The following is a 24,723-nucleotide window of genomic DNA, read 5'->3' as shown; positions in this document are numbered from 1 at the left end:
GCTACTCAAACGTAAACGTATCGACTAAAAACCAATCTCCGCGAGCCGTTTTAAATACCATCTCTCTAATACCCACGGCAGAGAATGTACTTTCAGTCACATAGGGGCTCTCGGGGGGTAATACCACTATCCCCAATGGCGAACCCTCATGATTATAAAAAGATACCTGGTGATCCCTCTCGTTCGTAGCGCGGCACCAAAAACTCACTTTAGAGCAACTCCCTCTCAACTTCACACTGACGGTCTGACCCGGTGGCTTTGGATTTCCGCCAGTAAATTTTGCATGGAAGTTCAGCGTCTGCTTTTCTATCTTTCCGGGATAATTGGTGCCCGCAGGCAAGATGCCTACATTACCCACACCTTCTAAAAACGTAATCGTCATCATCGGCGTTTCGATGCTTTGACCAACTGAGATCATGGTATCTGGAAGCGAGTCGAAATTCTCAACGCCCGCTAGCGCACGCTCAACCTGTAAGGCCCACGGGTCGGAAACAGTCGTACCGTCTGCTGTCTTTGCAATAAAGCTGTGAGCCCCCTCCTCCAGCCCTGAAACATTCTTTTCCCACACGCGGCCGCTCACTGGGACAAATCCCAGCGAAACACCGTTATCAAACAACTCCACCTGGGCATCGGCGTTGCTGTCAGCCCCGTTGGCTTCTTTTAACTGGACCTGCCGCTCCATAATGAATTCCTTTCCATGGCGTTAGCTGAATGATGGATAACGCTATCAGTGTGACGCAATACATGCATTTGGCAACGGCAGCTCAAGAACCCGCGAATGAGCAAACGCAGCCAGAGATCCGATCATGCGACATGATTCACTTTAAAAATCATAAACATAAAGAATAAAGCTATTCAAATTCGAAATAATGTTAATTTCAAATTGATCTTATAAGCATAAATTAAGGGCCAAGCAGAGCGCCTGATGTGGAGTACGAAGCTCACAACACAACTTCACCAAAGGAATTCAAATATCCGCCACCACTGCGCTCACGTGAATCGCGTCATGGCGCCAATACTCCAGATCGCAATCGATCAGCCGGCCGCGCTGGTCGTGATTGACCCGGGCGATGCGCAGGCCCGGGCTGCCGATGGAGACTTTCAGCGCTCCCGCCGCTTCCATGGGCAGCGCCGTGGGCACCATTTCGAAACGCACCTGGCCATAGCGAATGTCGTAATGGCTGGCGTAGAGCTCGGTCAGCGACTGGTTCAGGTCCAGATCGAGGATCTGCGGAAAGTAATCGGGATTGAGGTAGTGCTCGACATAGAGCACCAGCCGTTCATCAATGCGACGGGCGCGGCAGATCTGGATCACGCTGGACAGCGCCGGCAACTGCAGCAACCCGCAGATGACCGCCGAGGCCGGTTGCAGCCGCGCGGATATCACCTGGGTCGCGGGCACCCGCCCCTGAGCCTGAACCATCGCGTGAAAGTGGCTGCGGCGCATCAGGTCATAGGCCAGTCGCGGCGGTGAAATGAACCAGCCGCGCCGCTCCTCGCGGTAGATCAAGCCCCGCGCCTCAAGCTGCACCAATGCCTCGCGCAAGGTAATGCGGGTGGTATCGAAGACCTCGCTCAGCTTGCGCTCGGCTGGCAACTTGCTGCCCGGCGGCAGCAGACCGTGCTCGATCTGCTCTTGCAGCGCATTGCAGATGGTCGTCACCGCTCGGGGCATTTCTTCGCGCATTGCGTTACCTATCTGGACTAGACCAGCGCTATTTAAGGGCAAGGTCGCTCGCTGACTGGCCCGTTTCGGTGCTCCAGAGCCTAGGTAGCGTAGATGACCGTTGCGTGACATTCCAGCCAGGAACGGGCGCTACACCAGCGCTCAGCAAATCATCAGGGCCTTTCAGATCAGGCGCTTGAGCATGGTCTACGCTCATTTCACAGCGATTGCCCGGGTTGTGGCTTGCTCCAGCAAGAGTCGGTCCAGACACGAAAGCGTCATGTTACTGGCCTAACTTGGCTCAGGTATTGCTGACCTAGACCAATCATCCGCAACGAACACTTCTATGAGTCCGTCGAGAAGTGCACAAAGGAGCTTCGAATGAAACACCTTTTGCTGGCATCACTCCTGGGTTCGGCCATCGCGCTGAGCACGTCGGCCATGGCCGCCGACACCGACCTCAAAACCCTCGAAGCCGCGGCCAAGGCCGAAGGCGCGGTCAACAGCGTGGGCATGCCCGATGACTGGGCGAACTGGAAAGGCACCTGGACCGACCTGACCGCCAAATACGGTCTGGTGCACATGGACACCGACATGAGTTCGGCTCAGGAAGTGGCCAAGTTCGATGCGGAAAAAGACAACGCCAGCGCCGACATCGGCGACGTGGGTGCCGCCTTCGGCCCGATCGCTGTAGCCAAGGGCGTCACTCAGCCCTACAAGCCGAGCACCTGGGCGCAAGTGCCTGACTGGGCCAAGGATAAGGAAGGCCACTGGGCGCTGGCCTACACCGGCACCATCGCGTTCATCGTCAACAAAAAGCTGTTGCACGGCTCCGACGTACCGACCAAATGGGCTGATCTGAAAAACGGCAAGTACAAGGTCACCATCGGTGATGTCAGCACTGCGGCCCAGGCTGCCAACGGCGTACTGGCCGCTGCGATTTCCATGAAAGGCGATGAGACCAACCTCTCGCCGGGCCTGCAACTGTTCACCGAACTGGCCAAACAAAAGCGCTTGGGCATCAACAACCCAACGATCCAGTCGATGGAAAAGGGCGAAGTGGAAGTGGGCGTGGTCTGGGACTTCAACGGCCTGAGCTACAAGGCCAAGATGACCAATCCTGACGACTACGTGGTACTGATCCCGTCCGACGGCTCGGTGATCTCGGGCTACACCACGATCATCAACAAGTACGCCAAGCACCCGAACGCCGCCAAGCTGGCCCGTGAATACATCTTCAGCGACGCCGGGCAGATCAACCTGGCCAAAGGCAACGCACGCCCGATCCGCGCCGAGCACCTGACATTGCCGCCAGAGGTCCAGGCCAAGCTGCTGCCTAACGAGCAGTACAAGAACGTGACGCCGATCAAAGACGCTGCGGCCTGGGAAAAATCCTCGAAAGCCCTGCCACAGCAGTGGAACGAGCAAGTCATCGTCGAGATGCAGTAATCCTCAACGGCTAACGCAGCCCCCTTGTAGGAGTGAGCTTGCTCGCGATGTCGGTGTGTCACTCGACCTGTCTGTCGCAGGCATACCGCGATCGCGAGCAAGCTCACTCCTACAGTGATGTTTGGCGATCCACCCTCCGGAGATGCCATGAAACACAACGTCATCCTCATCCTGCTGGACGGCCTGAGTTACAGCGTGGCGCAACATGCGATGGGGCATTTGCTGGCCTACCGAAACGCAGGCCGCGCGGCGTTGTACAAACTCGAATGCGAACTGCCGTCGCTGTCCCGCCCGCTGTATGAATGCATCCTGACCGGCGTGGCGCCCATCGACAGTGGCATCGTGCACAACCAGGTTTCCCGGCTTTCCAGCCAGCGCAGCGTGTTTCACTACGCCACCGACGCCGGGCTGACCACTGCCGCTGCCGCGTACCACTGGGTCAGCGAGCTGTACAACCGCAGTCCGTTCATTGCCGCACGCGACCGCCACACCGACGATGCCGAATTGCCGATTCAGCACGGGCACTTCTACTACGCCGATCACTACCCCGATTCCCACCTGTTCGACGACGCCGAGCATCTTCGAACAGCGCACGCGCCGCACTTCTTGTTCGTCCACCCGATGAACATCGATGACGCCGGCCACAAGCACGGCCTCGACACCCCGCAGTACCGCAACAGCGCACGCTCGGCCGACATCATCCTCGCCGAATATCTGCAGCGCTGGCTGGATGCGGGCTATCAAGTACTGGTGACCGCCGACCACGGCATGAACAACGACCGCTCGCACAACGGCGTGCTGCCGGAAGAGCGCGAAGTCCCGTTGTTCGTGCTCGGTGACGCCTTCAGCCTCGACCCCGAGGCGCGACCGAAACAGAGCGAGATCTGCGGCACCGTCTGCGCGCTGCTCGGCGTACCCCACGACAAACCCTTGTGCAGAGAGGTGCTCAAGTGAATTCACTAAGTCGCGGCAAATGGCTGGGGCTGTTGTGCCTTGTGCCGTTTGCGGTTTTTTTCATCGCGTTTCAGATCGCGCCGCTGGCCTGGGTGGCGATCAACAGCCTGCAATCAGACGCCGGCTGGGGCATCGACAACTTCATCAAGGCGTTCAATTCGCGTTTCTACCGCCAGGCCATGCAGTACAGCCTGGAGATCAGCTTCTGGTCGAGCCTGATCGGCATCATCATCGCAATCCTGGGCAGTTATTCCCTGCGCAAAGTGCCGTCGCGGCTGAGGGATTTCGTCAGCGCCTTCGCCAACATGACCAGTAACTTTTCCGGCGTCCCGCTGGCGTTTGCCTTCATCATCCTGCTCGGTTTCAACGGCGCGCTGACGCTGATTCTGAAACAGGCCGGGATCATCGATGACTTCAACCTGTACTCGAAAACCGGCCTGATCATCCTTTACACCTACTTCCAGATCCCCCTGGGCGTGCTGCTGCTCTACCCCGCTTTCGACGCGCTGCGCGAAGACTGGCGCGAGTCGGCGTCACTGCTGGGCGCCAGCGGCTGGGATTTCTGGCGGCACATCGGCATTCCGGTGCTGACCCCAGCGCTGCTCGGCACCTTCGTGATCCTGCTGGCCAATGCACTGGGCGCCTACGCCACGGTGTATGCGCTGACCACTGGCAACTTCAACGTCTTGCCGATCCGCATCGCGGCGATGGTGGCGGGCGACATCACGCTGGACCCGAACATGGCCAGCGCCCTGGCGATGATTCTGGTGGGGATGATGACGCTGGTGACCGTCGTGCATCAGTGGCTGTTGAAGAGGAGCTACCATGTCTCGCGCTGAACGCCGCCCGCCGGGGCTCTACCACCGCGTCGTGGTGTACCTGCTATTTCTGATCCTGCTCGCGCCGCTGCTGGGCACCTTTGTGTATTCGATCGCCACCAGTTGGTCGGCGACGATTCTGCCCGACGGCCTGACCTATAAATGGTACGTCGCGCTGTGGAGCGATCCGCGTTTTTTGCGCGCGTTCGGCCAGTCGCTGCTGGTGTGCGTCGGCGCGCTGGCGCTCTCGGTGGTGCTGATTCTGCCGCTGCTGTTCGTCGTGCATTACCACTTTCCCAAGCTCGACGCGCTGATGAACATCCTCATCCTGCTGCCCTTCGCGGTGCCGCCGGTGGTGTCCTCGGTGGGCCTGTTGCAACTCTACGGTTCGGGACCACTGGCGATGGTCGGCACGCCGTGGATTCTGATCGGCTGTTATTTCACCGTGGCGCTGCCGTTCATGTACCGGGCGATCACCAACAACCTGCAAGCGATCAATCTGGTGGACCTGATGGACGCCGCCCAGTTGCTCGGCGCCAACACCTTTCAAGCCGCGTTTCTGGTGGTGCTGCCGAACCTGCGCAAGGGCCTGATGATTGCCCTGCTGCTGTCGTTCTCGTTCCTGTTCGGCGAGTTCGTGTTCGCCAATCTGCTGGTCGGCACCCGCTACGAGACCCTGCAGGTGTACCTGAACAACATGCGCAACAGCAGCGGTCACTTCAACAGCGCACTGGTGATTTCCTACTTCTTTTTCGTACTGCTGCTGACGTGGGCGGCCAACCGACTGAACAAGGACAAAGACTGATATGAGCTTCGTCAGTGTCGAAAACCTGCAGAAGAATTACGGCAGCACGGCGGTCTTCAGCGACATCAATTGCGACATCCGCAAGGGCGAATTCGTCACCCTGCTCGGCCCGTCCGGGTGTGGCAAGTCCACCTTGCTGCGCTGCATCGCGGGGCTGACGCCTGTGACCAGCGGCAGCATCTTCCTTGACGGCAAGGACCTGGTGCCGGTGTCGCCGCAGAAGCGCGGCATCGGCATGGTGTTCCAGAGCTATGCGCTGTTTCCCAACATGAACGTGGAGCAGAACGTCGCGTTCGGCCTGCGCATGCAGAAAGTCAGTACCGACGAAATGAAGCAGCGGGTGGCCGAGGTGCTGAAGCTGGTGGAGCTGAACGAGTTCGCCACGCGCTACCCGCATCAGCTCTCGGGCGGGCAGTGTCAGCGCGTGGCATTGGCGCGATCGCTGGTGACCCGCCCTCGCCTGCTGCTGCTCGATGAGCCGCTGTCGGCCCTCGATGCGCGCATCCGCAAACACCTGCGCGAGCAGATCCGTGCGATTCAGCAGAAGCTGGGCCTGACGACGATTTTCGTGACCCACGATCAGGAAGAAGCGCTGACCATGTCCGACCGGATCTTCCTGATGAATCAGGGCCGGATCGTGCAGAGCGGCGACGCCGAAACCCTGTACACCTCGCCGGTCGATGCGTTCGCCGCCGGCTTCATCGGCAACTACAACCTGCTGGAAGCCGACGCCGCCAGCCGCCTGATGCAGCGCCCGATCAACAGTCGCGTGGCGATTCGCCCGGAAGCGATTCAATTGAGCCTGACCGGTTCGCTGGAAGGCGAAGTGCGCAGCCACAGCCTGTTGGGCAACGTGATCCGCTATCGCGTCGAAGCCCGGGGCGTGGAACTGGTGGTTGACGTGCTTAACCGCTCGGCCAGCGACTTGCACCCGAACGGCCAGCGCGTCACCCTGCACATTGAAGCGTCGGCGTTGTGTGAAGTCGCATGAATTAGACGCCAACCCTGTAGGAGCGTGGCTTGTCCCGCGATCGGCGGGGAACCCGTCGTGATACCTGCGACGAAGGTCAGAATGACACACCGCATTGGCCTGGGTTGCTGCCGGTTCCCGGCAGATCGCGGGACAAGCCACGCTCCTACAGTTGATCTGCGTGTGAATGATTTAAGAGGACAGTTTTAATGGCTTTAGCAATTTTCGATCTGGACGAAACCCTGATCCACGGTGACTGTTCAAGCCTGTGGAGCGAGCAGATGGGGCGTTTGGGCTGGGTCGACCCCGAGTGGTTCATGAAGAAAGACCACGAACTGATGGAAGCCTACGGCAAGGGCGAGCTGGCCATGGAAGATTACATGGCGTTCAGCCTGGACCCGATGGTCGGGCGCACGCCTGAGGAAGTGGATTTTCTGGTGGGGCCGTGGGTTGAGGATTACATCGAGCCGATTATTTTCAGCGACGCGACCAAGGCCATCGCCGAACACCGCGCCGCCGGGGATCGCATCCTGATCATCTCGGCGTCGGGGGTGCATCTGGTCAAGCCCATTGCCGAGCGCATCGGCGTTGATGAAGTGCTGGCCATTGATCTGGACGTCGCCCACGGCGTCTACACCGGCAAGACCACCGGCGTGCTCACCTACCGCGAAGGCAAGATCACCCGCTTGATGGCGTGGCTGGATCAGGAAGGCGAGAACCTTGAGGGGGCGAGTTTCTATTCGGACTCAAGCAATGACCTGCCGCTGCTGCAGAAGGTCGACTTTCCCCATGCGGTGAACCCGGACCCGGCGCTGCGTGAAGCAGCAGAAAACGCGGGATGGCCGATTCACCACTGGAAGTAATCCATTCGCCCGCCCAAGGCATTCACGTTGTGGGATCAAATCCATTCGCGACACGGAAGGACAGCCGACACGCCTCGTCGACTGAAATATCCTTCGCGAATGAGTTTGCTTTCAGCAGCTACCCCCGAATTCGACATAAGCCCTTAGGTACTGATCATTTCTTCTTTCAGAACTGTCATTTGTGACAGTAGCCAACTCTCATGACGCGGCGCCTAATGACGCCTGCCTTCACTGACAGGAGTCAACGAAATGTCTAGCACCCCGCCCAGCTCCGCCACTGATAGCCGCCTGAAGCGAACCGGAACTGCAACGGCCAACTACGAAGTGGAAATCTTCGATGGCAGCACTTCCATCGGCAAAACCACTGCAAACGCCACTGGAGTGTGGACCCTGCCAATCACCGACCTCACGGTCGGCGCCCACGCCTTAAAAGCACAGCTTCTAAACGGCCATGGAGAAGAGTCGGCGGTGTACAGCTTCACCATCCTTGCATTGGCTGCACCGACCATCACCAGTGTCAAGGACTCGAGGGGCGTTGAAATTCCGCAAGGTGATTCCACCCTCGATACCAGCGTGACCATCACCGGCACTGCAGCGGCCAATGAAGACATTGAGATCTTCGATGGCGCTGCGTCAAAAGGTACGGCGAGCACTAATGCCAGCGGCGTCTGGACCAGGACGCTCACCAACCAAGCTATTGGGAGCCATGCAATCAAGGCCAGGGCACTTTACGGCAACGAACAAGAGTCAGCAGTGCGGACATTCACGATCGCTGCTCCTCTGGACTTCGATGTCTCCCCGGTTGCGCTGCAAACCACGCTCTACATGATCTGGAGAAGTACGGGAGCGCCTGCGCTGCCGACCTTTCCGGCCGGATCCACGATTACTCGCAGCGCCTCCGGTGGTCAGCCGCCTTATACCTACAGTTCGTCCAACGACAGCGTGGCTAATGTGACCAGTGATGGACTCGTCAGCCCTCGCGGCAACGGGGCCGCCACGATCACGGTGAGAGACAACACAGGGCAATCAAAAAACTACACCGTGACGGTCAGTAATGTCTGGACGGTGGAACACATTGGCTCTTTTGTCCACGGAGGAGCCGTGGGGTATCAAAGGCCAGGTGGGCATCTGTCCGATACGGGAGAACTGGGCAGGATTGGCGATCAACATCGGGGCCACTGGCCGGCAGGCATTCCCAATGGCTGGTACTGGTCAAACGAACGTGCCCCAGGACTTTTTGAAGAGTACTGGGCCAAGAGTTTGTCCGATGGAGCGGTGCAGGTATTCCTGGCGGCCAAAGCTGTCGATACGTTTTCAGTCTACCCACGAAACGCCTGAAGACGCACAGGCCGTTTGCTGCGGTGACCTTTCGGCACCGCAACAGACGACCCGTATCGTCAGCGGTCAGACCAGGCTTTCGTTGATCACCAGCACGACTTTGCCAGACACCTGATTGGTCGCCAGCTCAGCGTAGGCCGCTTCGGCTTCACTGATCGGAAAGCTGCGCGCCAGTTGTGGCTTCAGGCGGCCGTCGGTGAACAGCGGCATGACGTGTTGGCCCAGGTCGCTGAGCAGGTCGGCCTTGAACTGATCGTCGCGACTGCGCAGGGTCGAGCCGAGGATATGAATGCGCTTGCCCAGCACCTTCGCGAGGTCCAGCTCGGACTTGCTTCCGCCCATCAGCCCGATCAGCACCAGACGACCTTCAACGCCAAGCACCTTGAGGTTCAGCGCCGCGTAGTTGGCGCCCACCGGGTCAAGGATGACGTTGAACGGCGCAAAGTCGTTCAGCGCGTCGAGGTTCTCATTGCGCAGCACACCGCCCTGGGCGCCGAGGGATTCGCAATACGCCAGCCGCTCCGCCGAGCCCACGGTGACCCAGACCGGGTTGCCGAAGGCCTTGCACAGCTGAATGGCAGCTGAACCAACTCCACTTGCTCCGGCGTGCAGCAACACTTTTTCGCCGGGCTGGAGACCGGCCAGCTGAAACAGGTTGAGCCAGGCGGTGGCGTACACCTCGGGTATCGCCGCTGCTTCGTGCAGCGAAATCCCCTCGGGCACCGGTAGCACATGCCGCGCGTCGACCACGACTTCTTCGGCCATCGCCCCGCCCGCAACGAGCGCACACACGCGGTCGCCGACTTCCCAGGCGCAGCCCGGGCCAACCTCGGCAATCACCCCTGAACATTCCATGCCGAGGATTTCCGTCACACCCGGCGGTGGCGGGTAATGCCCCGAGCGTTGCAGCAAATCGGCACGATTAAGTCCGGCGGCTGCCACCTGGATGCGGACTTGTCCTACATCCAGCGTCGGCGATGGCTCATCAACCCATTCCACACGACCTTCCACGCCTTGCAATGCTTTCACGGTGCCTCCATAGTGAGTCTTGACTGAGCCCATGTGCCTCACGGCCACTGGGCTTTTTGCATTATGCGACCGTGTTCTGACCGAACCGGCGACCTCCAAAGACGGCCTAATATGCGTTATCAATTGTCCCCGCGTCGAATCAGCATGAAGCATTTTTTACCCAGCACCACCCTTGCATTACTCATTGGCCTGACTGTCCTGCCAATGTCGGCCAGTTCGTTCGCCGCCAACAGCTGGGATAATCTTCAACCTGATCGCGATGAAGTCATCGCCAGTCTGAATGTCGTGGAGCTGCTCAAGCGCCACCATTACAGCAAGCCGCCGCTGGACGACAAGCGTTCGGAAATCATCTATCAGAGCTACCTGAAACTCCTCGATCCCGCGCGCAGCTACTTCCTCGCCAGTGACATCGCCGAGTTCGACAAGTGGCGTTTCCAGTTCGACGACTTCCTCAAGAGCGGCGACCTGGCCCCAGGCTTTACTATCTATAAGCGTTATCTGGACCGCATCAAGTCGCGTCTGGATTTCGCGCTTGCGCAGCTGAGCAAGGGCGTCGACAAGATCGACCTGAATACTCAGGAAACCTTGCTGGTTGATCGCAAGGACGCGCCATGGGCCAAGAACGAAGCCGAGCTCGACGACCTCTGGCGCAAGCGCGTCAAGGACGAGGTTCTGCGCTTGAAGATCGCCGGCAAAGACCCGGCGAAGATTCAGGAAACCCTGACCAAGCGCTACAAGAACCAACTCGCGCGTCTGGGCCAGACCCGCAGCGAGGACGTGTTCCAGGCTTATCTGAATACCTTCGCGATGTCCTACGATCCGCACACCAACTACCTGTCACCTGACAGCGCGGAAAACTTCGACATCAACATGAGCCTGTCCCTGGAAGGGATCGGCGCTGTCCTGCAGAGCGACAACGACAACGTCAAGATCGTGCGCCTGGTGCCGGCCGGCCCTGCCGCCAAGACCAAGCAAGTGGCGACCGCCGACAAGATCATCGGCGTTGCCCAGGGCGACAAAGAGATGGTCGACGTGATCGGCTGGCGCCTGGATGAAGTGGTCAAACTGATCCGCGGTCCGAAGGGTTCGGTCGTGCGCCTGGAAATCGTCCCGGCCAGCAATGCGCCGAGCGACCAGACCACTAAAATCGTGTCGATCACCCGCGAAGCCGTGAAGCTCGAAGAGCAAGCGGCGAAGAAGTCGATCCTGCATCTGAACCAGGACGGCAAGGATTACAAGCTGGGCGTCATCGAGATCCCCGCTTTCTACCTGGACTTCAAGGCCTACCGCGCCGGCGATCCCGAGTACAAGAGCACCACCCGCGACGTCAAGAAACTGCTGACCGAATTGCAGTCCGAGAAAGTCGACGGCGTGGTCATCGACCTGCGCAACAACGGTGGCGGTTCGTTGCAGGAAGCCACCGAGCTGACCAGTCTGTTCATCGACAAAGGCCCGACCGTTCTGGTGCGTAATGCCGACGGCAAGGTCGATGTGCTGGAAGACGAGAATAGCGGTGCGTTCTACAAAGGCCCGATGGCGCTGCTGGTCAACCGCCTCTCGGCCTCGGCTTCGGAGATTTTCGCCGGCGCCATGCAGGATTATCACCGCGCGCTGATCATCGGCGGCCAGACCTTCGGTAAAGGCACCGTGCAGACCATTCAGCCGCTGAACCATGGCGAGCTGAAACTGACGCTGGCCAAGTTCTACCGTGTTTCCGGTCAGAGCACCCAGCACCAGGGCGTACTGCCGGACATCGCCTACCCGTCGATCATCGACACCAAGGAAATCGGCGAAAGCGCACTGCCTGAAGCGATGACTTACGACACCATCAAGCCGGCGATCAAGCCTGCGGTGGATCCGTTCAAACCGTTCCTCGCCCAGCTGCAATCGCGTCATGACGTGCGTTCGGCCAAGGACGCCGAGTTTGTCTTCATCGAAGAGAAACTGGCGCTGGCGAAGAAGCTGATGAGCGAAAAGACCGTCAGCCTCAACGAAGCCGAGCGCCGCAAGCAACACGCCGACATCGAGAGCAAGCAGCTGGCGATGGAGAACGTGCGTCGCAAGGCCAAAGGCGAAGAGCCGCTCAAAGAGCTGAAGAAGGAAGACGAAGACGCGCTGCCTTCTGACGACGACAAGACCAAACCCGAGGATGACGCCTACCTGGCTGAAACCGGGCGCATCTTGCTCGATTATCTGGGCTTGAGCGGTTCGGTGGCGAAAAAGTAAAACGCCATGAAACGTGACAAAATGATGGCAATTCGTCATCAAACAGTCATGAAGCTGTCGTGAAATAGCGGGGCTCGACGCCACAGGCGTCCAGCCCCTTTTTCTTGCCCCGAGATTGCCATGACCGTGACTGAGCAGCTGGGCGCTTTGAGTTCGATTCTGACTCGCGGCGACTTGCACAGCCTGTTCCAACCGATTGTGTCGCTATCGGATCGGCGCATTCTCGGCTACGAAGCCCTGACTCGCGGTCCTTCCAACAGCGCGCTGCATTCCCCCATCAGCCTGTTCGCCGTAGCCCGCCAGGCCGGGCGCCTGAGCGAACTGGAACTGGCCTGCCGCGAGTCGGCTTGCCGTCGCTTCAGCCAACAGAAGCTGGACGGCAAGCTGTTTCTCAACATCTCGCCGGAGTCCCTGCTGGAAGCCTCGCACCCGCCGGGGCGCACCTTGCAGCTGTTGCAGCGCTACGGCATACCACCGAGCCGCGTGGTCATCGAACTGACCGAGCAGACCCCGACCGATGACTTTGGCCTGCTCTACAACGCGCTGTATCACTACCGCGATATGGGCTTCTCCATCGCCCTGGATGACTTGGGCGCAGGGTATTCGAGCCTGCGGCTGTGGTCCGAGCTGCGCCCGGATTACGTGAAGATCGACCGGCACTTCATCGACGGCATCCATCAGGACGCGGTCAAGCGCGAGTTCGTGGGCTCCATGCTGCAGATGGCCAAGGCGTCGCGGGCGCTGGTGATCGCTGAGGGCATCGAGTTGCAAGAAGAGCTGGCGGTCTTGATCGACATGGGCGTCGAACTGGTTCAGGGCTATTTGCTGTGCCGTCCGCAGGAGTTTCCGCCCCGTGACGCTCGCGCGCTGCTGCCGAAAATCGACCCGGCCGCTGCGACCCTGACGGAGGAAACCAGCGACCTCAGCGCCCTCCTCAACGAGCTGCCGGCGGTGGTGCAGACCACGCCCACCGCAACGGTGCTGGAGGCGTTTCGCAAGCAGGCCAATCTCAACTCCCTGGCGGTGCTGGATGAGCAGCATCAGCCGATCGGCATCGTCCACCGCCACTCGCTGTCGGACGTGCTGCTGCAGCCCTTCGCCACCGAACTGTATGCGCGCAAGCCCATTAGTCGTCTGATGAGCGACGACTTTCTGGCCGTCGAGCTGAGCCAGTCGCTTCAGCAGGTCAGCCGGCTGATCACCAGCCGCGCGCGTCAACGCATCGAAGAAGATTTCATCATCATGCAGAACGGCCTCTACCTCGGGCTGGGCCGGGTGATCGATGTACTGAAGCTGATTACCGAAGTGAAGATCCAGCAGGCGCGCTACGCCAACCCGCTGACCCTGTTGCCGGGCAACGTCCCGATCCAGCAATGCCTGACCCGGTTGTTGCAGCAGGGTCGCGAGTCGATGATCTGCTACGTGGACATCGACAGCTTCAAGCCCTTCAACGACATTTACGGCTATGGGCGCGGCGACGAGGTTCTGCTGTGTCTGGCGCAGTGCCTGAACGACCGGATTGACCCGAGCCGCGACTTTGTCGGCCACATCGGCGGCGACGATTTCCTGATGGTGCTGGGCTCGGACGACTGGCGCAAACGCCTGAACATGTTATTGGAAGATTTCCAGAACCAGTGCCGACGCTTCTACCGCGCCGAGCATCTGGAGGCCGGCTGCTTCGTCGCGCTCAACCGCCAGGGCCAACGCCAGGAATTCCCGCTGCTGTCGCTGTCCATTGGCGTTGTGCACCTGCACCCGGAGGTCTGCACGACCCTCGACGCCAGCCAGCTTGCCGAACTGGCGTCCCAGGCCAAGCACCACGCCAAGGAGGTGACCGGTGCAAGTGTGCATGTGATCAATACGCTGGAGGCGGAGGCAATGGCGACCCTGAATCAGGCGGTGTTGGGGTGAGCCGCCGTTTTTCAGAAATGGGGTTGGGGTCAATCTTGAAATCCCGAGTACAACACTAGCCATGTGGGAGCGAGCTTGCTCGCGAAGGCGACAGTTCGGCATACCTCGAATCAGAAGATGCTCTACTCCGGCTTTACCGGCTGCGCATACTCGAATTCAAACACGCGGGCCACTTCCGAGGCGTGCCAGGACGCTGCAGCGATGCCGTCAGAGGGTCCGGAGAAACGGCCGAGGCGTTCGACGCATTCAAAGAACCCGGTGCGAGGCAGACGGCTGGCGCCCTGACTGATCACCAACGAACTGCGCAATGGCTGCTCGGCGCGGGCGTCGAGGGCGGCGAGGTGTTCAAGGGCGGCAGTCAGGGTTTGCATGGCGGGGGTGGGTAATTGCAACCGCTCAAGCAACGCGCGATAGGTCACCAGATGACGCTGACGACGGGCCAGGTCCAGTTCGGCGAGCAGCCCGTCCCAGTGCTGGCGACTGATCCGCACGCTCATGCCTCACCCCGCCAGCCCGCGACGCCCAGCTCCCACGCCAGACTCCGGCGAATGGCCGCGTCCGGCTCACGGGCGCCGCTCTCAATCAGGTCCAGGTAAGAAGGACTGATGCCGACCGTGCGCGCCAGTTGCGCCACTGCCAGGCCCTTGGCCTCGCGCAATGCACCCAACTGAGATAAAGAAGGCAGGTCTGCGGCGGATGAGGACTGTTCAGACTCGGCCTGGGTGTGGGTAGCCGCCTCTGGCTCCGGGCCAGGCGCAACACCTGCGGCGCGCAACAGGGCCTGATACTGCGCCCATGGCAGCACCGCATATTCCGGCTCTCCATCGCGCGAAATAACCTGAAGATCCATAACGCTCCCCTGTAGGACTAAACACGCTTTTAAGCAGTCTTTTTCTAAGTATGGGCGGCATCTTAACAGCGGTTGGCTACGACTTGGGTGTGGGGATCACTGCAGCACTGGCGACGGAATGGATGAGCTGCACCAACCCGCGTTCAAATCTTTTTCTCGTGCTCCAGCAGGACAGGCGTTGCCGGCAAACGCTCGACCACCGCGAGCTTCTCCGGGTTCTGCAATTCGCGCCAGGCACGGAATGCGCTGAGCTCGGCTTCGAGGTGCTTCATCACCCAAGCCAGGACGGCGATGTCGTCCAGCATACCCAAGCCGGGGATCCAGTCGGGAATCGCATCCAGTGGGCTGAGGAAATACATCAGACCGGCCACGATAGAGAGAATCGCCTTACCGCTGATAGCGCGATATTCCCCGCGCCAGTAGGCCAGGCACAGCGCTTGAAGCAGTTTCAAATCGTCTTTGATCTTGCCCAGCCGACCGCCCTCACTGGCGGTTTTACCTGCAACGGCGAACAGCAACGCGGGCAGGCGACCTGCGGCCATCAAGCGCTTGGCCATGGGCAGATAACGAATGAGATTCCAGGGTGCTTTCATATCCACTCCACGATTACCGATAAAAATCGACATTCCGGCTGACTGCGTAAGCCGCAGTCGCCTGCTGACGCGTGTGCGGGTTCCGCCCCCAAAGGTTATCCACACAAATTGTGGATAACCTTGTGAACAGACCCGCTTTTCGGGGTCGGAACGCCCGTTCTACAGGGGCCGGACTTAGATCGCGCGTTTTTTACACACATAAAAACCCGCGAAAATCGTTGACTCACTGGGGCTGTGGCGCTAGCCACAATCCAATGAGGACCGCGATGAGCGCCCCGCAGCCTCCGACAAATCCCGGGTTAAAGCCCGTTGACTGACCGACATGGGACTCTGCCCGTCCATGCCGGTTCGATGAAATAGGCCCGGAAATGAAAATGCCCCGTCGAGACGGGGCATTTCTTTCAAGCGGTAACCGAACTTACGAACGATTACTTCTTGGCGGCTGGCTTGGCCGGTTCGGCGGCCGGGGCAGCCTCTTCTTCTTCATCAGCGCCGGCGGCAGCATCATTGGCGCCTGCAGCAGCAGGGTCCTTGATGCCCAGCAGTTCGAGGTCGAAGACCAGAACCGAGTTCGCCGGGATCATTGGGCTAGGGCTCTGTGCGCCGTAGGCCAATTCGCTAGGGATGTAGAGTTTGACCTTCTCGCCGACGTGCATCAGCTGCAGACCTTCGACCCAACCCGGGATCACGCCGCTGACCGGCAGATCAATCGGGCTGCCACGTTCAACAGAGCTGTCGAACACTTTGCCGTCAGTCAGCTTGCCTTCGTAGTGAACGGTCACGACATCAGTCGGCTTCGGTACTGGACCGTCGGCTTTCTTGATGATTTCGTATTGCAGGCCGGAAGCAGTCGTGGTGACTTCCTTACGCTTGCCGTTCTCTTCGAGGAACTTCTTGCCGGCGGCTGCCGACTCTTCGCTCATCTTGGCCATGCGCTCTTCAGCGCGCTTTTGCAGGTCGCCGAATGCTGCAACCAACTCTTCGTCTTTGAGCTTCTGCTCTTTCTTGCCAACGGCGTCTTCGATACCCAGCGCTACCGCTTTGGAATCCAGATCGTCCATGCCTTCCTGAGCCAGGCTTTTGCCCATGTTCAGGCCGATGCCGTAAGAGGCTTTCTGGGCCGGGGTTTTCAGCTCAACGGTGCTGGCTTGCTTGTCGCAGCCCGCGAGTACCAGACCGACCAGGGCAATCGCCGCTGCCAACCGATGCTGTTTCATTCTGTTTCCTTGTTCATGCGCCAATAGGGCAAACGAGTAAAGCCGCGAGCTTATCAGGCTGCCGCGATCAATGGCTACCGGCATGAGAGGGAGAAAAGGCAGATAAGTTCAGGTATCCAAAGGTTTTCTTGTTTGATCGAGAAATTCGTTCAGTTGGGGTTCAGCGGACAGCTACGGGGGGAGAGAACGGCGCTAATACACGTCGCGCACATAGCGCTTCTGCTCGGTCAGACAGCGCAACTGTTCGGCCGCCTTTTCCAGGCTGACGCCGCCCTGTTCGCTGATCACACGACGCAGCGCCTGATCGACATCCCGCGCCATCCGCGAAGCATCGCCGCAGATGTACAGGTGCGCGCCCTCCTCCAGCCAGCGCCAGAGTTCGGCGCCCTGTTCCTGTATGCGCTGTTGAACGTAGATTTTCTCTGCCTGATCCCGGGAAAACGCCAGGCTCAGCCGAGTGAGCAGGCCGTCCTGCTGCATGCCTTGAAGCTCGTCGCGGTAATAAAAGTCGGTGGCCTGATGCTGCTCGCCAAAGAACAGCCAGTTCCGGCCCCGATCGCCCCGGGCGCGCCGCTCCTGTAGAAACGCCCGGAACGGCGCCACACCGGTGCCCGGACCGATCATGATCATCGGCACATGGCCATCGACCGGGGGGCGAAAATGCCGCGTGGGCTGCAGGAAAATCGGCACCTCGCACTCGGCCGCACGATCCGCCAGAAAGGTCGACGACACGCCTTTGCGCGATCCATAGCGCACCGCGGAAACCGTCAGGTGAACTTCATCGGGATACGTCTTGGCGCTCGACGCAATGGAATAAAGCCGCGGCTGAAGGGGCTTGAGATGATCAAGCCATTCCTGCGCAGAGCAGGCGATGGGGAACTCACGCAACACGTCGGCCAACTGTCGGCCCCACAGCCAGTCCTTTAGCTCGCTTTTGAAGGGTTCGGTCAGCAGGGTTTTCAGATCGTTGCTGCCGTTACGCTCGGCGATGAACGCCAAAGTGTCTGCGCCAGGTCGCGCAATCTCGAACTGCTCGGCCAGCGCCTGACACAGCGGCACGTCGCCAGCCTTCACGCCACGCACCGGTTGCTCGGCGTTCAGACCCGTAAGCTCAAGCCACTCGTTCACCAGTTCAGGGCAATTGCGCGGCCACACCCCCAACGCGTCGCCGGCTTCATAGGTCATTCCTGAACCTTCAAGGGTCAATGCCAGTTGCCGCGTGTCCTTGGCGGCGCCCTCCGCATTCAGTCGCCGGTTGAGCGACACCTTGGCGTGATGGGGCTGTGTCCGTGAAGGCTGATTCCCAAAAGCTGGGGCGTTGTCGGTGATTGAAGGGGTAGGAAGATTCAGCGACAGCGCCTGCTGCAACCCGGTGAACCAGTTGTCTGCGTGGGCCTGGTATTCGCCGTCGCAATCGATTCTGGGGAGCAGTGACGAAGCGCCCAAGTGCTGCAGGCGCTGGTCGAGGTTCTTGCCGTGTTGGCAAAAGCGGTCGTAACTCGAATCGCCCAGCGCCAGCACGGCGTAGCGCAGCGATTCCAGACGTTCTTGCCGGGCAGCCAGTGACTGCCAGAACCGTTGCCCGTTATCGGGTGATTCGCCGTCGCCGAAGGTGCTGCTGATCAGTGCGACGTTCTGCAGTTGGTCAAGACGCTCGCAGGGGAAACTGTCCATCGCCGCCACGTAAACGGGTACGCCGGCAGTCTTCAACCGGTCGGCGAACTGCCGGGCCAACGCTTCGGCATTGCCGGTTTGTGATGCCCAGAGCAGCGTCAACAGCGGCGCATGGTCAGGTGCTGTCTGCGTCTCGGAGTCGACTTGGGGCACATTGAGGAAGCGATGCCCGATCAGCTCGACCTTGCGCAAGGCGACCGCACAACACTTGAATTCGGGCTGGCGGGAGATCGGGTCGACGGCGTCGTTGGTCACGGCGTTAATCGCCAGCTTTTCGCCATACACGTCATTCCAGTGAAAGGGCGCGAAGCAGTTGCCCGGCAGCACGCGGTCGCTGATCACCGCAGGCAACACCGCCAGGCCTCGTACGGAACGGATTTCCACGCCATCGCCTTCGCGGATGCCCAGCGCAAGGGCATCGTCGGGGTGCAGCTCGACGAACGGACGGGCATTTAGCGCGTTCAGTGTCGGGACTTTCCCGGTCTTGGTCAGGGTGTGCCACTGGTGTTGCAGGCGGCCGGTATTAAGCACCATGGGAAATGCATCGTTGGGCAGTTCAGCTGCAGGCATGTGCGGGCGTGGGAAAAATACCGCCTTGCCGTTTGCGGTGGGAAAGACAATCGCCGGGCGTGCTGGTATGCCCCGCTCGACGGGCCGCGCGTTGATCTCGCTGAGGTAGCGAATCGGATTGCGCACGCGCTCGTCATTGGGCGCACACGGCCACTGCACCGGTTGATCCCGCAGCCGCCCATAGCTGGCGCCGCGAATGTCGTAGCCCGTGGCAGGGTTCCACGCCTGTTTGATTTCCTCGAACACCGCTTCGGCGCAGGCATAACTGAAAGCATCAGCGAAGCCCATTTCACAGGCGACCCTGGCGATGATCTGCCAGTCCGGCAACGCCTGGCCCGGTGCATCGACGGCTTTCTGTGTCAGGTTTAGATTGCGTTCGGAATTGATCATCACCCCTTCCGCCTCAGCCCAGAGCGCGCCCGGCAACAAGATGTCGGCGTAGCGATTGGTCTCGGTGTCGAGGAAGGCGTCCTGGGTGATGACCAGTTCGGCGGTCTTCAGGGCGTCGATGACCGTGGTGCGGTTGGCAACGCTGGCGACCGGGTTGGTGCAGATGATCCAGCAGGCCTTGATCACGCCCTCGCGCATCTGCTCGAACAGGTCGATGGTGCCGCCGCCGGGCATGTGCGGGATGCTGCCCTCCGGGATGCGCCAGATGTCTTCGATGAAGCGGCGGTCGGCGTCTACCAACACCGAGCGCTGTCCGGGAAGTCCCGGGCCCATGTAGCCCATTTCCCTTCCGCCCATGGCATTCGGTTGGCCGGTCAGGGAAAACGGACCGCTGCCGGGCCGGCAAACCGCTCCGGTCGCCAGGTGCAGGTTGCACAGCGCATTGGTGTTCCAGGTGCCGTGGGTGCTCTGGTTCAGGCCCATGGTCCAGCAACTCATCCACTCCTGCGCCGCGCCGATCATCCGCGCAGCCTGACGGATGTCGACTTCGGCCAGGCCGGTGATCTGCGCGACGTAAGCGGGCGTGTACTCTGCGAGGAATTCGGGCATGACGTCCCAGCCCTGGGTGAACGAGGCAATGAAGTCGGCATCGGTGTCGCCGTTCTTCACCAGCAAGTGCAACAGCCCATTGAGCAGCGCGAGGTCGGTGCCCGGTTTGATTTGCAGGAACAAGCCGGCCTTGTAGGCGGTGGCACTGCGCCGTGGGTCGACGACGATCAGCTTCGCCCCGGCCTTGACCCGGTCCATCATGCGCAGGAACAGGATGGGATGACAGTCGGCCATATTGGCGCCGATCACGAAAAACAGATCGGCCTTGTCGAAGTCATCGTAGGACCCCGGCGGGCCGTCCGCGCCCAACGAAAGCTTGTAGCCGCTGCCCGCGCTGGCCATGCACAGCCGCGAATTGGATTCGATATTGGCCGTGCGCACGAAGCCTTTGGCAAGCTTGTTGGCCAGGTATTGCGCCTCCAGGGACATCTGCCCCGAGACGTAAAACGCCAGTGCGCCCGGGCCGTCGCGATCCAGAATCCTACGCAAGCGCCGGGCGGTTTCGCTGATGGCGGCGTCCATTTCCGCGCGCACTGGCTCGTGGCTGCGCTGATGGCGGATGTAGGCGGACTCCATCCGCCCCGACTCGGCAATCGCCTGGCCGCAGGTGGTGCCTTTGGTACACAGTCGGCCGAAATTGCTCGGGTGCGTCTTGTCGCCGACGACCTTGATGACCCGGTTGTCCTCGACCTGCATGACGATGCCGCAACCTACGCCACAATAAGGACACACGCTCTTTACGCTGCTGCTCGCCATATTCCGTTTCCTGAAAGCAAAAAAAGACGCCCTGTTCTCATCCGTTGGAAAACGGAGAGCACACGGCGCCTTTGTCGTGAATATGGCAATCGGCGTTGATTGCCTGTGAACAGGATATTGCAAAGAGCAGGCCAGCCTGGCCGTGGAACGTGCAGCGGGCGGTTTCAGCGAAAGTTGCTCACACGATCAATGGGCGTTGAGCTTCACCGTGGGGCGCACCAGTGTAAATCGCACCCTTTTCGAGCCGGAACCGTTCGCTATGGAGGGCGACGAGATCGAATAACGATCACGCTTCTGGCCCGTCAAACCTGCGCATCTGGCCGGAAAGAAACGGGGCGGGCGCGTCGATATTCCCACTGGCACAGCCATTGCTAAGTCTCTTATCAAGTCCAGCCTGAACACGCGGTTGGCAGCCCTGGCCGGTCAACGCGGACCGCCAGCCGTTCGCGGCGTCGGGCTCACCAGGTTGGCGTCGACACTGTGGTCGCGCGGCAACCCCTAAAAGAACAGGCAAAGGCGCCTGGAACCGAGAGGTTCCGGGCGCCTTTTTTTTTGCTTTCGAAAAACCTGATTGGCCTTGGCCGGGACTCGATATGAACACCACAGTCGCCCCACTCAACGACGTCCAAACCCTCATCGTCATCGGCAACGGCATGGTGGGTCACCACTGCGTCGAGCAACTGATCGCCGCCGGCGCCCTTGAGCACTATCGCATTCATGTGTTCGGTGAGGAAGGCCAGCGCGCCTATGACCGCGTGCATCTGTCCGAATACTTTGGTGGTCGCGACGCCGAGTCACTGGCGATGAGCGCTGCTTCTTTATATGAGCAGACCGGGCTTGCGCTGCACCTGGGTGTGCCGGTGCTGGAAATCGACCGGGCGCGGCGCGAAGTGATCACCGCCAAGGGCAGCTTCGGGTACGACAAGCTGGTGCTGGCGACGGGTTCCTATCCTTTCGTGCCGCCCATCGAAGGCGCTGAAGGCCATTCTCGGCTGGTCTACCGCACCCTGGACGACCTCGACACCATCCGCGCCGCCGCCAGCCAGGCAAAACGCGGCGTGGTGGTCGGCGGCGGGCTGTTGGGACTGGAAGCGGCCAACGCGCTGAAGTCCCTGGGCCTGGAAGCCCACGTGGTGGAATTCGCGCCGCGCCTGATGCCGGTGCAGCTGGATGACCACGGCGGCGCCGCCCTGAAGGCGCGCATCGAAGCGCTGGGCGTGGGCGTGCACCTGTCTCGCGCGACGCAATCCATCAGCGCGGGTGAGGAATACCGCTACCGGATGAATTTCGCCGGCGATGAATTCCTCGAAACCGATCTGATCGTCTTCTCTGCCGGCATACGCCCCCAGGACGCCCTCGCCCGCCAGTGTGAACTGGCGCTGGGCCCGCGCGGCGGCATCGCCATCGACGAACATTGCCGCACCAGCGACGCCGACATTTTTGCCATCGGTGAGTGCGCCGCCTGGAACGGCAGCGTTTTCGGCCTCGTCGCGCCGGGTTATCAAATGGCGCGCAACGTCGCCGCGCAATTGTGCGACCTGACCGCCGAGCCATTCTTCGGCGCCGACATGTCGACCAAACTCAAACTGCTGGGCGTCGACGTTGGCTCCATCGGCGATGCCCACGGCGCGTTGACGGGCGCGCGCAGCTACCGGTTTATCGACGAGGCCACCGGCAGTTATCGCCGCCTGGTGGTGTCCGCCGATGGCAAAAAGGTGCTCGGCGCCGTGCTGGTGGGTGACAACAGCTATTACGACACCTTGCTGCAATACGTGCAGAACGGCATCAAGCTGCCGGCCAATCCGTCTAGCCTGATCCTCCCCCACAGCGACGGCGCGCCGACGCTTGGCGCCGATGCCCTGCCCGCCACGGCAACCATTTGCTCGTGCCACAACGTCAGCAAGGCCTCGATCTGCTCGGCCATCGACGGCGGCTGCACGGACCTCGCCGGGCTCAAGGCCTGCACAAAGGCCGCCACCGGTTGCGGCGGTTGTGCAGCGCTGCTGAAGAGCGTGTTCGAGCACGAGCTGATCGCCCGCGGCGTCACCGTCGATAAAAGCCTGTGCGAGCACTTCCCCTTCACGCGTCAGGAGCTGTACGCCTTCGCCCGGGTGGAAAACATCGAAAGCTTCGACGAGATGCTGGCCCGCCACGGCAAAGGCCATCTGGGTTGCGACATCTGCAAGCCCACCGTCGGCTCGATCCTCGCCTCGTGCTGGAATCGGCCGATCATGGACCCGTCGCTGGTGCCGCTGCAGGACACCAACGACACGTTCATGGCCAACATGCAGAAGAACGGCACGTACTCAGTGGTGCCGCGCATCCCGGCGGGCGAAATCACTGCCGACGGCTTGATCGCCATTGGCGCGGTCGCGAAGAAATACGACCTGTACACCAAGATCACTGGTGGCCAGCGCATCGACCTGTTCGGCGCGCAACTGCATGAGCTGCCGGACATCTGGGCCGAGCTGATCGCCGCCGGGTTCGAGACCGGCCATGCCTACGGCAAATCGACGCGGACGGTGAAGTCCTGCGTCGGCAGCACCTGGTGCCGTTACGGCATTCAGGACAGCGTGCAGATGGCGCTCAACATCGAGGACCGCTACAAGGGCCTGCGTTCACCCCACAAGCTGAAGTTCGCGGTGTCCGGTTGCACCCGTGAATGCGCCGAAGCCCAGAGCAAGGACATCGGCGTGATCGCCACGGAGAACGGCTGGAATCTCTACGTGTGCGGCAACGGCGGCATGCGCCCGCGCCACGCCGAGCTGTTCGCCACCGATCTGGACGACGAGACGCTGATTCGCTACATCGACCGCGTGCTGATGTTTTACATCCGCACCGCTGACAAGTTGCAGAGAACGTCGGTCTGGCGCGAGTCCATTGAAGGCGGGCTGGATTTTCTGAAAGCGGTGGTGATCGAGGACAGCCTGGGGCTGGCAGCTGAACTGGAGGCGCAGATGCAGTTGGTGGTCGACCGTTATGAATGCGAGTGGGCGAATGCGCTGAAGAGCCCGGAGAAACTCAAGCGTTTCCGCACGTTCGTCAATGACAAGGGCGCTGACCCGGACATTCATTTCGTCAAGGAGCGCAGCCAGCGTCGTCCCGCTCGCGCTGAAGAGTTGAATCTGATTGCTGCTGTGGAGGTTTCACGATGAGCCAGGCCAATGCGGCTGTGAGGGAGATGCCAAAAGCTCAGGTGTGGCGCGCGGTGTGTGTGCGCGAGGATCTGGTGCTGAATTCCGGGGTGGTGGCGCTGGTGGGCAATGCGCAGGTGGCGCTGTTTTTTGTGGCCTCGATTGGCGGCGCGCCGCAGTTGTTTGCGGTGGACAATCGCGATCCGGTGACGGGGGTGAATGTGATGGGTCGGGGGTTGGTCGGCAGTTTGGGCGGGGACCTTGTGATCGCTTCGCCTCTATATAAGCAGCATTACCGGCTGGAAGATGGTACGTGCCTTGAAGACGCAGCGCTGCGGCTGCGGACCTGGCCGGTTCGGCTGGTGGGGGATGTTGTGGAGGTGGGTCTAGGGGACTTGGGTCTAGGGGACTGATTTATTTACAGCGCTTCACCGTAAATTAATCTGTCCCCGAGTGCGCGGTGCGGCTGAGAGAAGGTCAAGAGCGTCTGCCTAACGGCAGACATTTCGCCTTCGGCGAGTTACTTGGAAAAGCACCCCAAGTAACCAAGGGTGCCTGCTCCTGGTTGGGCCCCTCGTGCCTCGGGGTTCCCTCACTCCGGTCTCGCTCCGTGGGCCCGCGCCGAACGGACATCCATGTCCTGACGGCGCTCTCGCCGCATCCATGCGGCTCGGCCCACTGCGCGAAACCTGCGTTCAGCCTGCACCCAAGTCGCGATTGGCGGTGTTTGGGCCTTCTGTGTACGAAGATCAAAAGCAGATCAAAAGCTTCCCGGCTGAAGCCGGTCCTACGGGACTACGCAGTGCTTTTCGTGGGACCGGCTTTAGCCGGGAAGAGGCCAGTGTGGACACTGGTCACCTCAGATCAGCCGCGCCCACCAAATCGCAGGCACAAAAAAAGC

At 60.5% G+C, this 24,723-nt stretch carries 19 protein-coding genes; 11 read left to right on the top strand and 8 right to left on the bottom strand.

Annotated elements, in window-relative coordinates; genetic code table 11:
• Window position 1: 1 nt before the first annotated feature.
• Window positions 2-682 carry a hypothetical protein gene (locus tag SLW75_RS11895; RefSeq protein WP_410934535.1) on the bottom strand — a complete coding sequence of 227 codons (681 nt, stop codon included), beginning with the start codon at window positions 680-682 and terminating at the stop codon, window positions 2-4.
• A 285-nt stretch (window positions 683-967) separates the two neighbouring features.
• Window positions 968-1,687 carry a UTRA domain-containing protein gene (locus tag SLW75_RS11890; RefSeq protein ID WP_065986856.1) on the bottom strand — a complete coding sequence of 240 codons (720 nt, stop codon included), beginning with the start codon at window positions 1,685-1,687 and terminating at the stop codon, window positions 968-970.
• A gap of 360 nt (window positions 1,688-2,047) precedes the next feature.
• Between SLW75_RS11890 and SLW75_RS11885 the strand changes: the two genes are divergently transcribed.
• From SLW75_RS11885 to SLW75_RS11855, 7 genes are all read left to right on the top strand, one after another.
• Complete coding sequence (locus tag SLW75_RS11885) at window positions 2,048-3,115, top strand: ABC transporter substrate-binding protein (protein ID WP_296309312.1); 1,068 nt, start codon at window positions 2,048-2,050, stop codon at window positions 3,113-3,115.
• Between the two features lie 147 nt (window positions 3,116-3,262).
• Window positions 3,263-4,069, top strand: a complete 807-nt coding sequence (locus SLW75_RS11880; RefSeq protein WP_410934534.1) for an alkaline phosphatase family protein — start codon at window positions 3,263-3,265, stop codon at window positions 4,067-4,069.
• Entirely contained in the window at window positions 4,066-4,908 is an 843-nt protein-coding gene (locus SLW75_RS11875; RefSeq protein ID WP_065986853.1) for an ABC transporter permease, read from the top strand. Before SLW75_RS11880 ends, SLW75_RS11875 begins: the two co-directional genes overlap by 4 nt.
• Window positions 4,895-5,692 carry an ABC transporter permease gene (locus SLW75_RS11870; RefSeq protein ID WP_065986852.1) on the top strand — a complete coding sequence of 266 codons (798 nt, stop codon included), beginning with the start codon at window positions 4,895-4,897 and terminating at the stop codon, window positions 5,690-5,692. Before SLW75_RS11875 ends, SLW75_RS11870 begins: the two co-directional genes overlap by 14 nt.
• Window position 5,693: 1 nt before the next feature.
• Window positions 5,694-6,683, top strand: a complete 990-nt coding sequence (locus tag SLW75_RS11865) for an ABC transporter ATP-binding protein (RefSeq protein WP_410934533.1) — start codon at window positions 5,694-5,696, stop codon at window positions 6,681-6,683.
• A 188-nt stretch (window positions 6,684-6,871) separates the two neighbouring features.
• Entirely contained in the window at window positions 6,872-7,525 is a 654-nt protein-coding gene (locus SLW75_RS11860) for an HAD family hydrolase (protein ID WP_410934532.1), read from the top strand.
• 249 nt (window positions 7,526-7,774) lie between these two features.
• Window positions 7,775-8,863 carry an Ig-like domain-containing protein gene (locus tag SLW75_RS11855; RefSeq protein ID WP_410934531.1) on the top strand — a complete coding sequence of 363 codons (1,089 nt, stop codon included), beginning with the start codon at window positions 7,775-7,777 and terminating at the stop codon, window positions 8,861-8,863.
• 66 nt (window positions 8,864-8,929) lie between these two features.
• Here SLW75_RS11855 and SLW75_RS11850 read toward each other — a convergent pair whose 3' ends face one another.
• Entirely contained in the window at window positions 8,930-9,892 is a 963-nt protein-coding gene (locus SLW75_RS11850; RefSeq protein WP_410934530.1) for an NAD(P)H-quinone oxidoreductase, read from the bottom strand.
• Between the two features lie 144 nt (window positions 9,893-10,036).
• Here SLW75_RS11850 and SLW75_RS11845 point away from each other — a divergent pair, with 144 nt between their 5' ends.
• Both SLW75_RS11845 and SLW75_RS11840 read left to right on the top strand, forming a co-directional pair.
• The gene (locus tag SLW75_RS11845; RefSeq protein WP_208600730.1) at window positions 10,037-12,118 is read left to right on the top strand and encodes a carboxy terminal-processing peptidase; all 2,082 of its coding nucleotides are present in this window, start codon (window positions 10,037-10,039) and stop codon (window positions 12,116-12,118) included.
• A gap of 120 nt (window positions 12,119-12,238) precedes the next feature.
• Window positions 12,239-14,029, top strand: coding sequence for a bifunctional diguanylate cyclase/phosphodiesterase (locus SLW75_RS11840; RefSeq protein ID WP_410934529.1), 1,791 nt, complete (start codon window positions 12,239-12,241; stop codon window positions 14,027-14,029).
• A gap of 122 nt (window positions 14,030-14,151) precedes the next feature.
• Here the strand turns inward: SLW75_RS11840 and SLW75_RS11835 are convergent, their stop codons facing one another.
• The 5 genes from SLW75_RS11835 to SLW75_RS11815 form a co-directional block, all read right to left on the bottom strand.
• Complete coding sequence (locus SLW75_RS11835; RefSeq protein WP_065986840.1) at window positions 14,152-14,526, bottom strand: hypothetical protein; 375 nt, start codon at window positions 14,524-14,526, stop codon at window positions 14,152-14,154.
• The gene (locus SLW75_RS11830; RefSeq protein ID WP_410928059.1) at window positions 14,523-14,879 is read right to left on the bottom strand and encodes a helix-turn-helix domain-containing protein; all 357 of its coding nucleotides are present in this window, start codon (window positions 14,877-14,879) and stop codon (window positions 14,523-14,525) included. The genes SLW75_RS11835 and SLW75_RS11830 overlap by 4 nt, the downstream gene beginning before the upstream one ends.
• A gap of 143 nt (window positions 14,880-15,022) precedes the next feature.
• Window positions 15,023-15,472, bottom strand: a complete 450-nt coding sequence (locus SLW75_RS11825; protein ID WP_065986833.1) for a YkvA family protein — start codon at window positions 15,470-15,472, stop codon at window positions 15,023-15,025.
• A 428-nt stretch (window positions 15,473-15,900) separates the two neighbouring features.
• Window positions 15,901-16,689: an FKBP-type peptidyl-prolyl cis-trans isomerase gene (locus SLW75_RS11820; RefSeq protein WP_065986831.1), complete on the bottom strand. Its 789-nt coding sequence runs from the start codon at window positions 16,687-16,689 to the stop codon at window positions 15,901-15,903.
• A 192-nt stretch (window positions 16,690-16,881) separates the two neighbouring features.
• The gene (locus SLW75_RS11815; protein ID WP_410934528.1) at window positions 16,882-20,688 is read right to left on the bottom strand and encodes a molybdopterin-dependent oxidoreductase; all 3,807 of its coding nucleotides are present in this window, start codon (window positions 20,686-20,688) and stop codon (window positions 16,882-16,884) included.
• A 593-nt stretch (window positions 20,689-21,281) separates the two neighbouring features.
• Between SLW75_RS11815 and nirB the strand changes: the two genes are divergently transcribed.
• Both nirB and nirD read left to right on the top strand, forming a co-directional pair.
• Window positions 21,282-23,843, top strand: coding sequence for a nitrite reductase large subunit NirB (gene nirB, locus SLW75_RS11810; RefSeq protein ID WP_410934527.1), 2,562 nt, complete (start codon window positions 21,282-21,284; stop codon window positions 23,841-23,843).
• Window positions 23,840-24,235, top strand: a complete 396-nt coding sequence (nirD, locus tag SLW75_RS11805; RefSeq protein ID WP_410934526.1) for a nitrite reductase small subunit NirD — start codon at window positions 23,840-23,842, stop codon at window positions 24,233-24,235. The genes nirB and nirD overlap by 4 nt, the downstream gene beginning before the upstream one ends.
• Window positions 24,236-24,723 lie beyond the last annotated feature (488 nt).

The sequence above is a fragment of the Pseudomonas sp. W5-01 genome (assembly GCF_046540435.1).
Classification (GTDB): Bacteria; Pseudomonadota; Gammaproteobacteria; order Pseudomonadales; family Pseudomonadaceae; genus Aquipseudomonas; species Aquipseudomonas graminis_B.
The sequence above is the reverse complement of the archived record's forward strand: the minus strand, read 5'-3'. Positions and strand labels throughout refer to the sequence as shown.

What these genes read in the sequence shown, in the direction of transcription:
- SLW75_RS11820 (WP_065986831.1), bottom strand. Translation starts at nt 16,689, where the DNA reads ATGAAACAGCATCGGTTGGCAGCGGCGATTGCCCTGGTCGGTCTGGTA.
- SLW75_RS11880 (WP_410934534.1), top strand. Translation starts at nt 3,263, where the DNA reads ATGAAACACAACGTCATCCTCATCCTGCTGGACGGCCTGAGTTACAGC.
- SLW75_RS11865 (WP_410934533.1), top strand. Translation starts at nt 5,694, where the DNA reads ATGAGCTTCGTCAGTGTCGAAAACCTGCAGAAGAATTACGGCAGCACG.
- SLW75_RS11845 (WP_208600730.1), top strand. Translation starts at nt 10,037, where the DNA reads ATGAAGCATTTTTTACCCAGCACCACCCTTGCATTACTCATTGGCCTG.
- SLW75_RS11870 (WP_065986852.1), top strand. Translation starts at nt 4,895, where the DNA reads ATGTCTCGCGCTGAACGCCGCCCGCCGGGGCTCTACCACCGCGTCGTG.
- nirB (WP_410934527.1), top strand. Translation starts at nt 21,282, where the DNA reads ATGAACACCACAGTCGCCCCACTCAACGACGTCCAAACCCTCATCGTC.
- SLW75_RS11835 (WP_065986840.1), bottom strand. Translation starts at nt 14,526, where the DNA reads ATGAGCGTGCGGATCAGTCGCCAGCACTGGGACGGGCTGCTCGCCGAA.
- SLW75_RS11890 (WP_065986856.1), bottom strand. Translation starts at nt 1,687, where the DNA reads ATGCGCGAAGAAATGCCCCGAGCGGTGACGACCATCTGCAATGCGCTG.
- SLW75_RS11825 (WP_065986833.1), bottom strand. Translation starts at nt 15,472, where the DNA reads ATGAAAGCACCCTGGAATCTCATTCGTTATCTGCCCATGGCCAAGCGC.
- SLW75_RS11855 (WP_410934531.1), top strand. Translation starts at nt 7,775, where the DNA reads ATGTCTAGCACCCCGCCCAGCTCCGCCACTGATAGCCGCCTGAAGCGA.
- SLW75_RS11885 (WP_296309312.1), top strand. Translation starts at nt 2,048, where the DNA reads ATGAAACACCTTTTGCTGGCATCACTCCTGGGTTCGGCCATCGCGCTG.
- SLW75_RS11895 (WP_410934535.1), bottom strand. Translation starts at nt 682, where the DNA reads ATGGAGCGGCAGGTCCAGTTAAAAGAAGCCAACGGGGCTGACAGCAAC.
- SLW75_RS11860 (WP_410934532.1), top strand. Translation starts at nt 6,872, where the DNA reads ATGGCTTTAGCAATTTTCGATCTGGACGAAACCCTGATCCACGGTGAC.
- SLW75_RS11815 (WP_410934528.1), bottom strand. Translation starts at nt 20,688, where the DNA reads ATGGCGAGCAGCAGCGTAAAGAGCGTGTGTCCTTATTGTGGCGTAGGT.
- nirD (WP_410934526.1), top strand. Translation starts at nt 23,840, where the DNA reads ATGAGCCAGGCCAATGCGGCTGTGAGGGAGATGCCAAAAGCTCAGGTG.
- SLW75_RS11840 (WP_410934529.1), top strand. Translation starts at nt 12,239, where the DNA reads ATGACCGTGACTGAGCAGCTGGGCGCTTTGAGTTCGATTCTGACTCGC.
- SLW75_RS11830 (WP_410928059.1), bottom strand. Translation starts at nt 14,879, where the DNA reads ATGGATCTTCAGGTTATTTCGCGCGATGGAGAGCCGGAATATGCGGTG.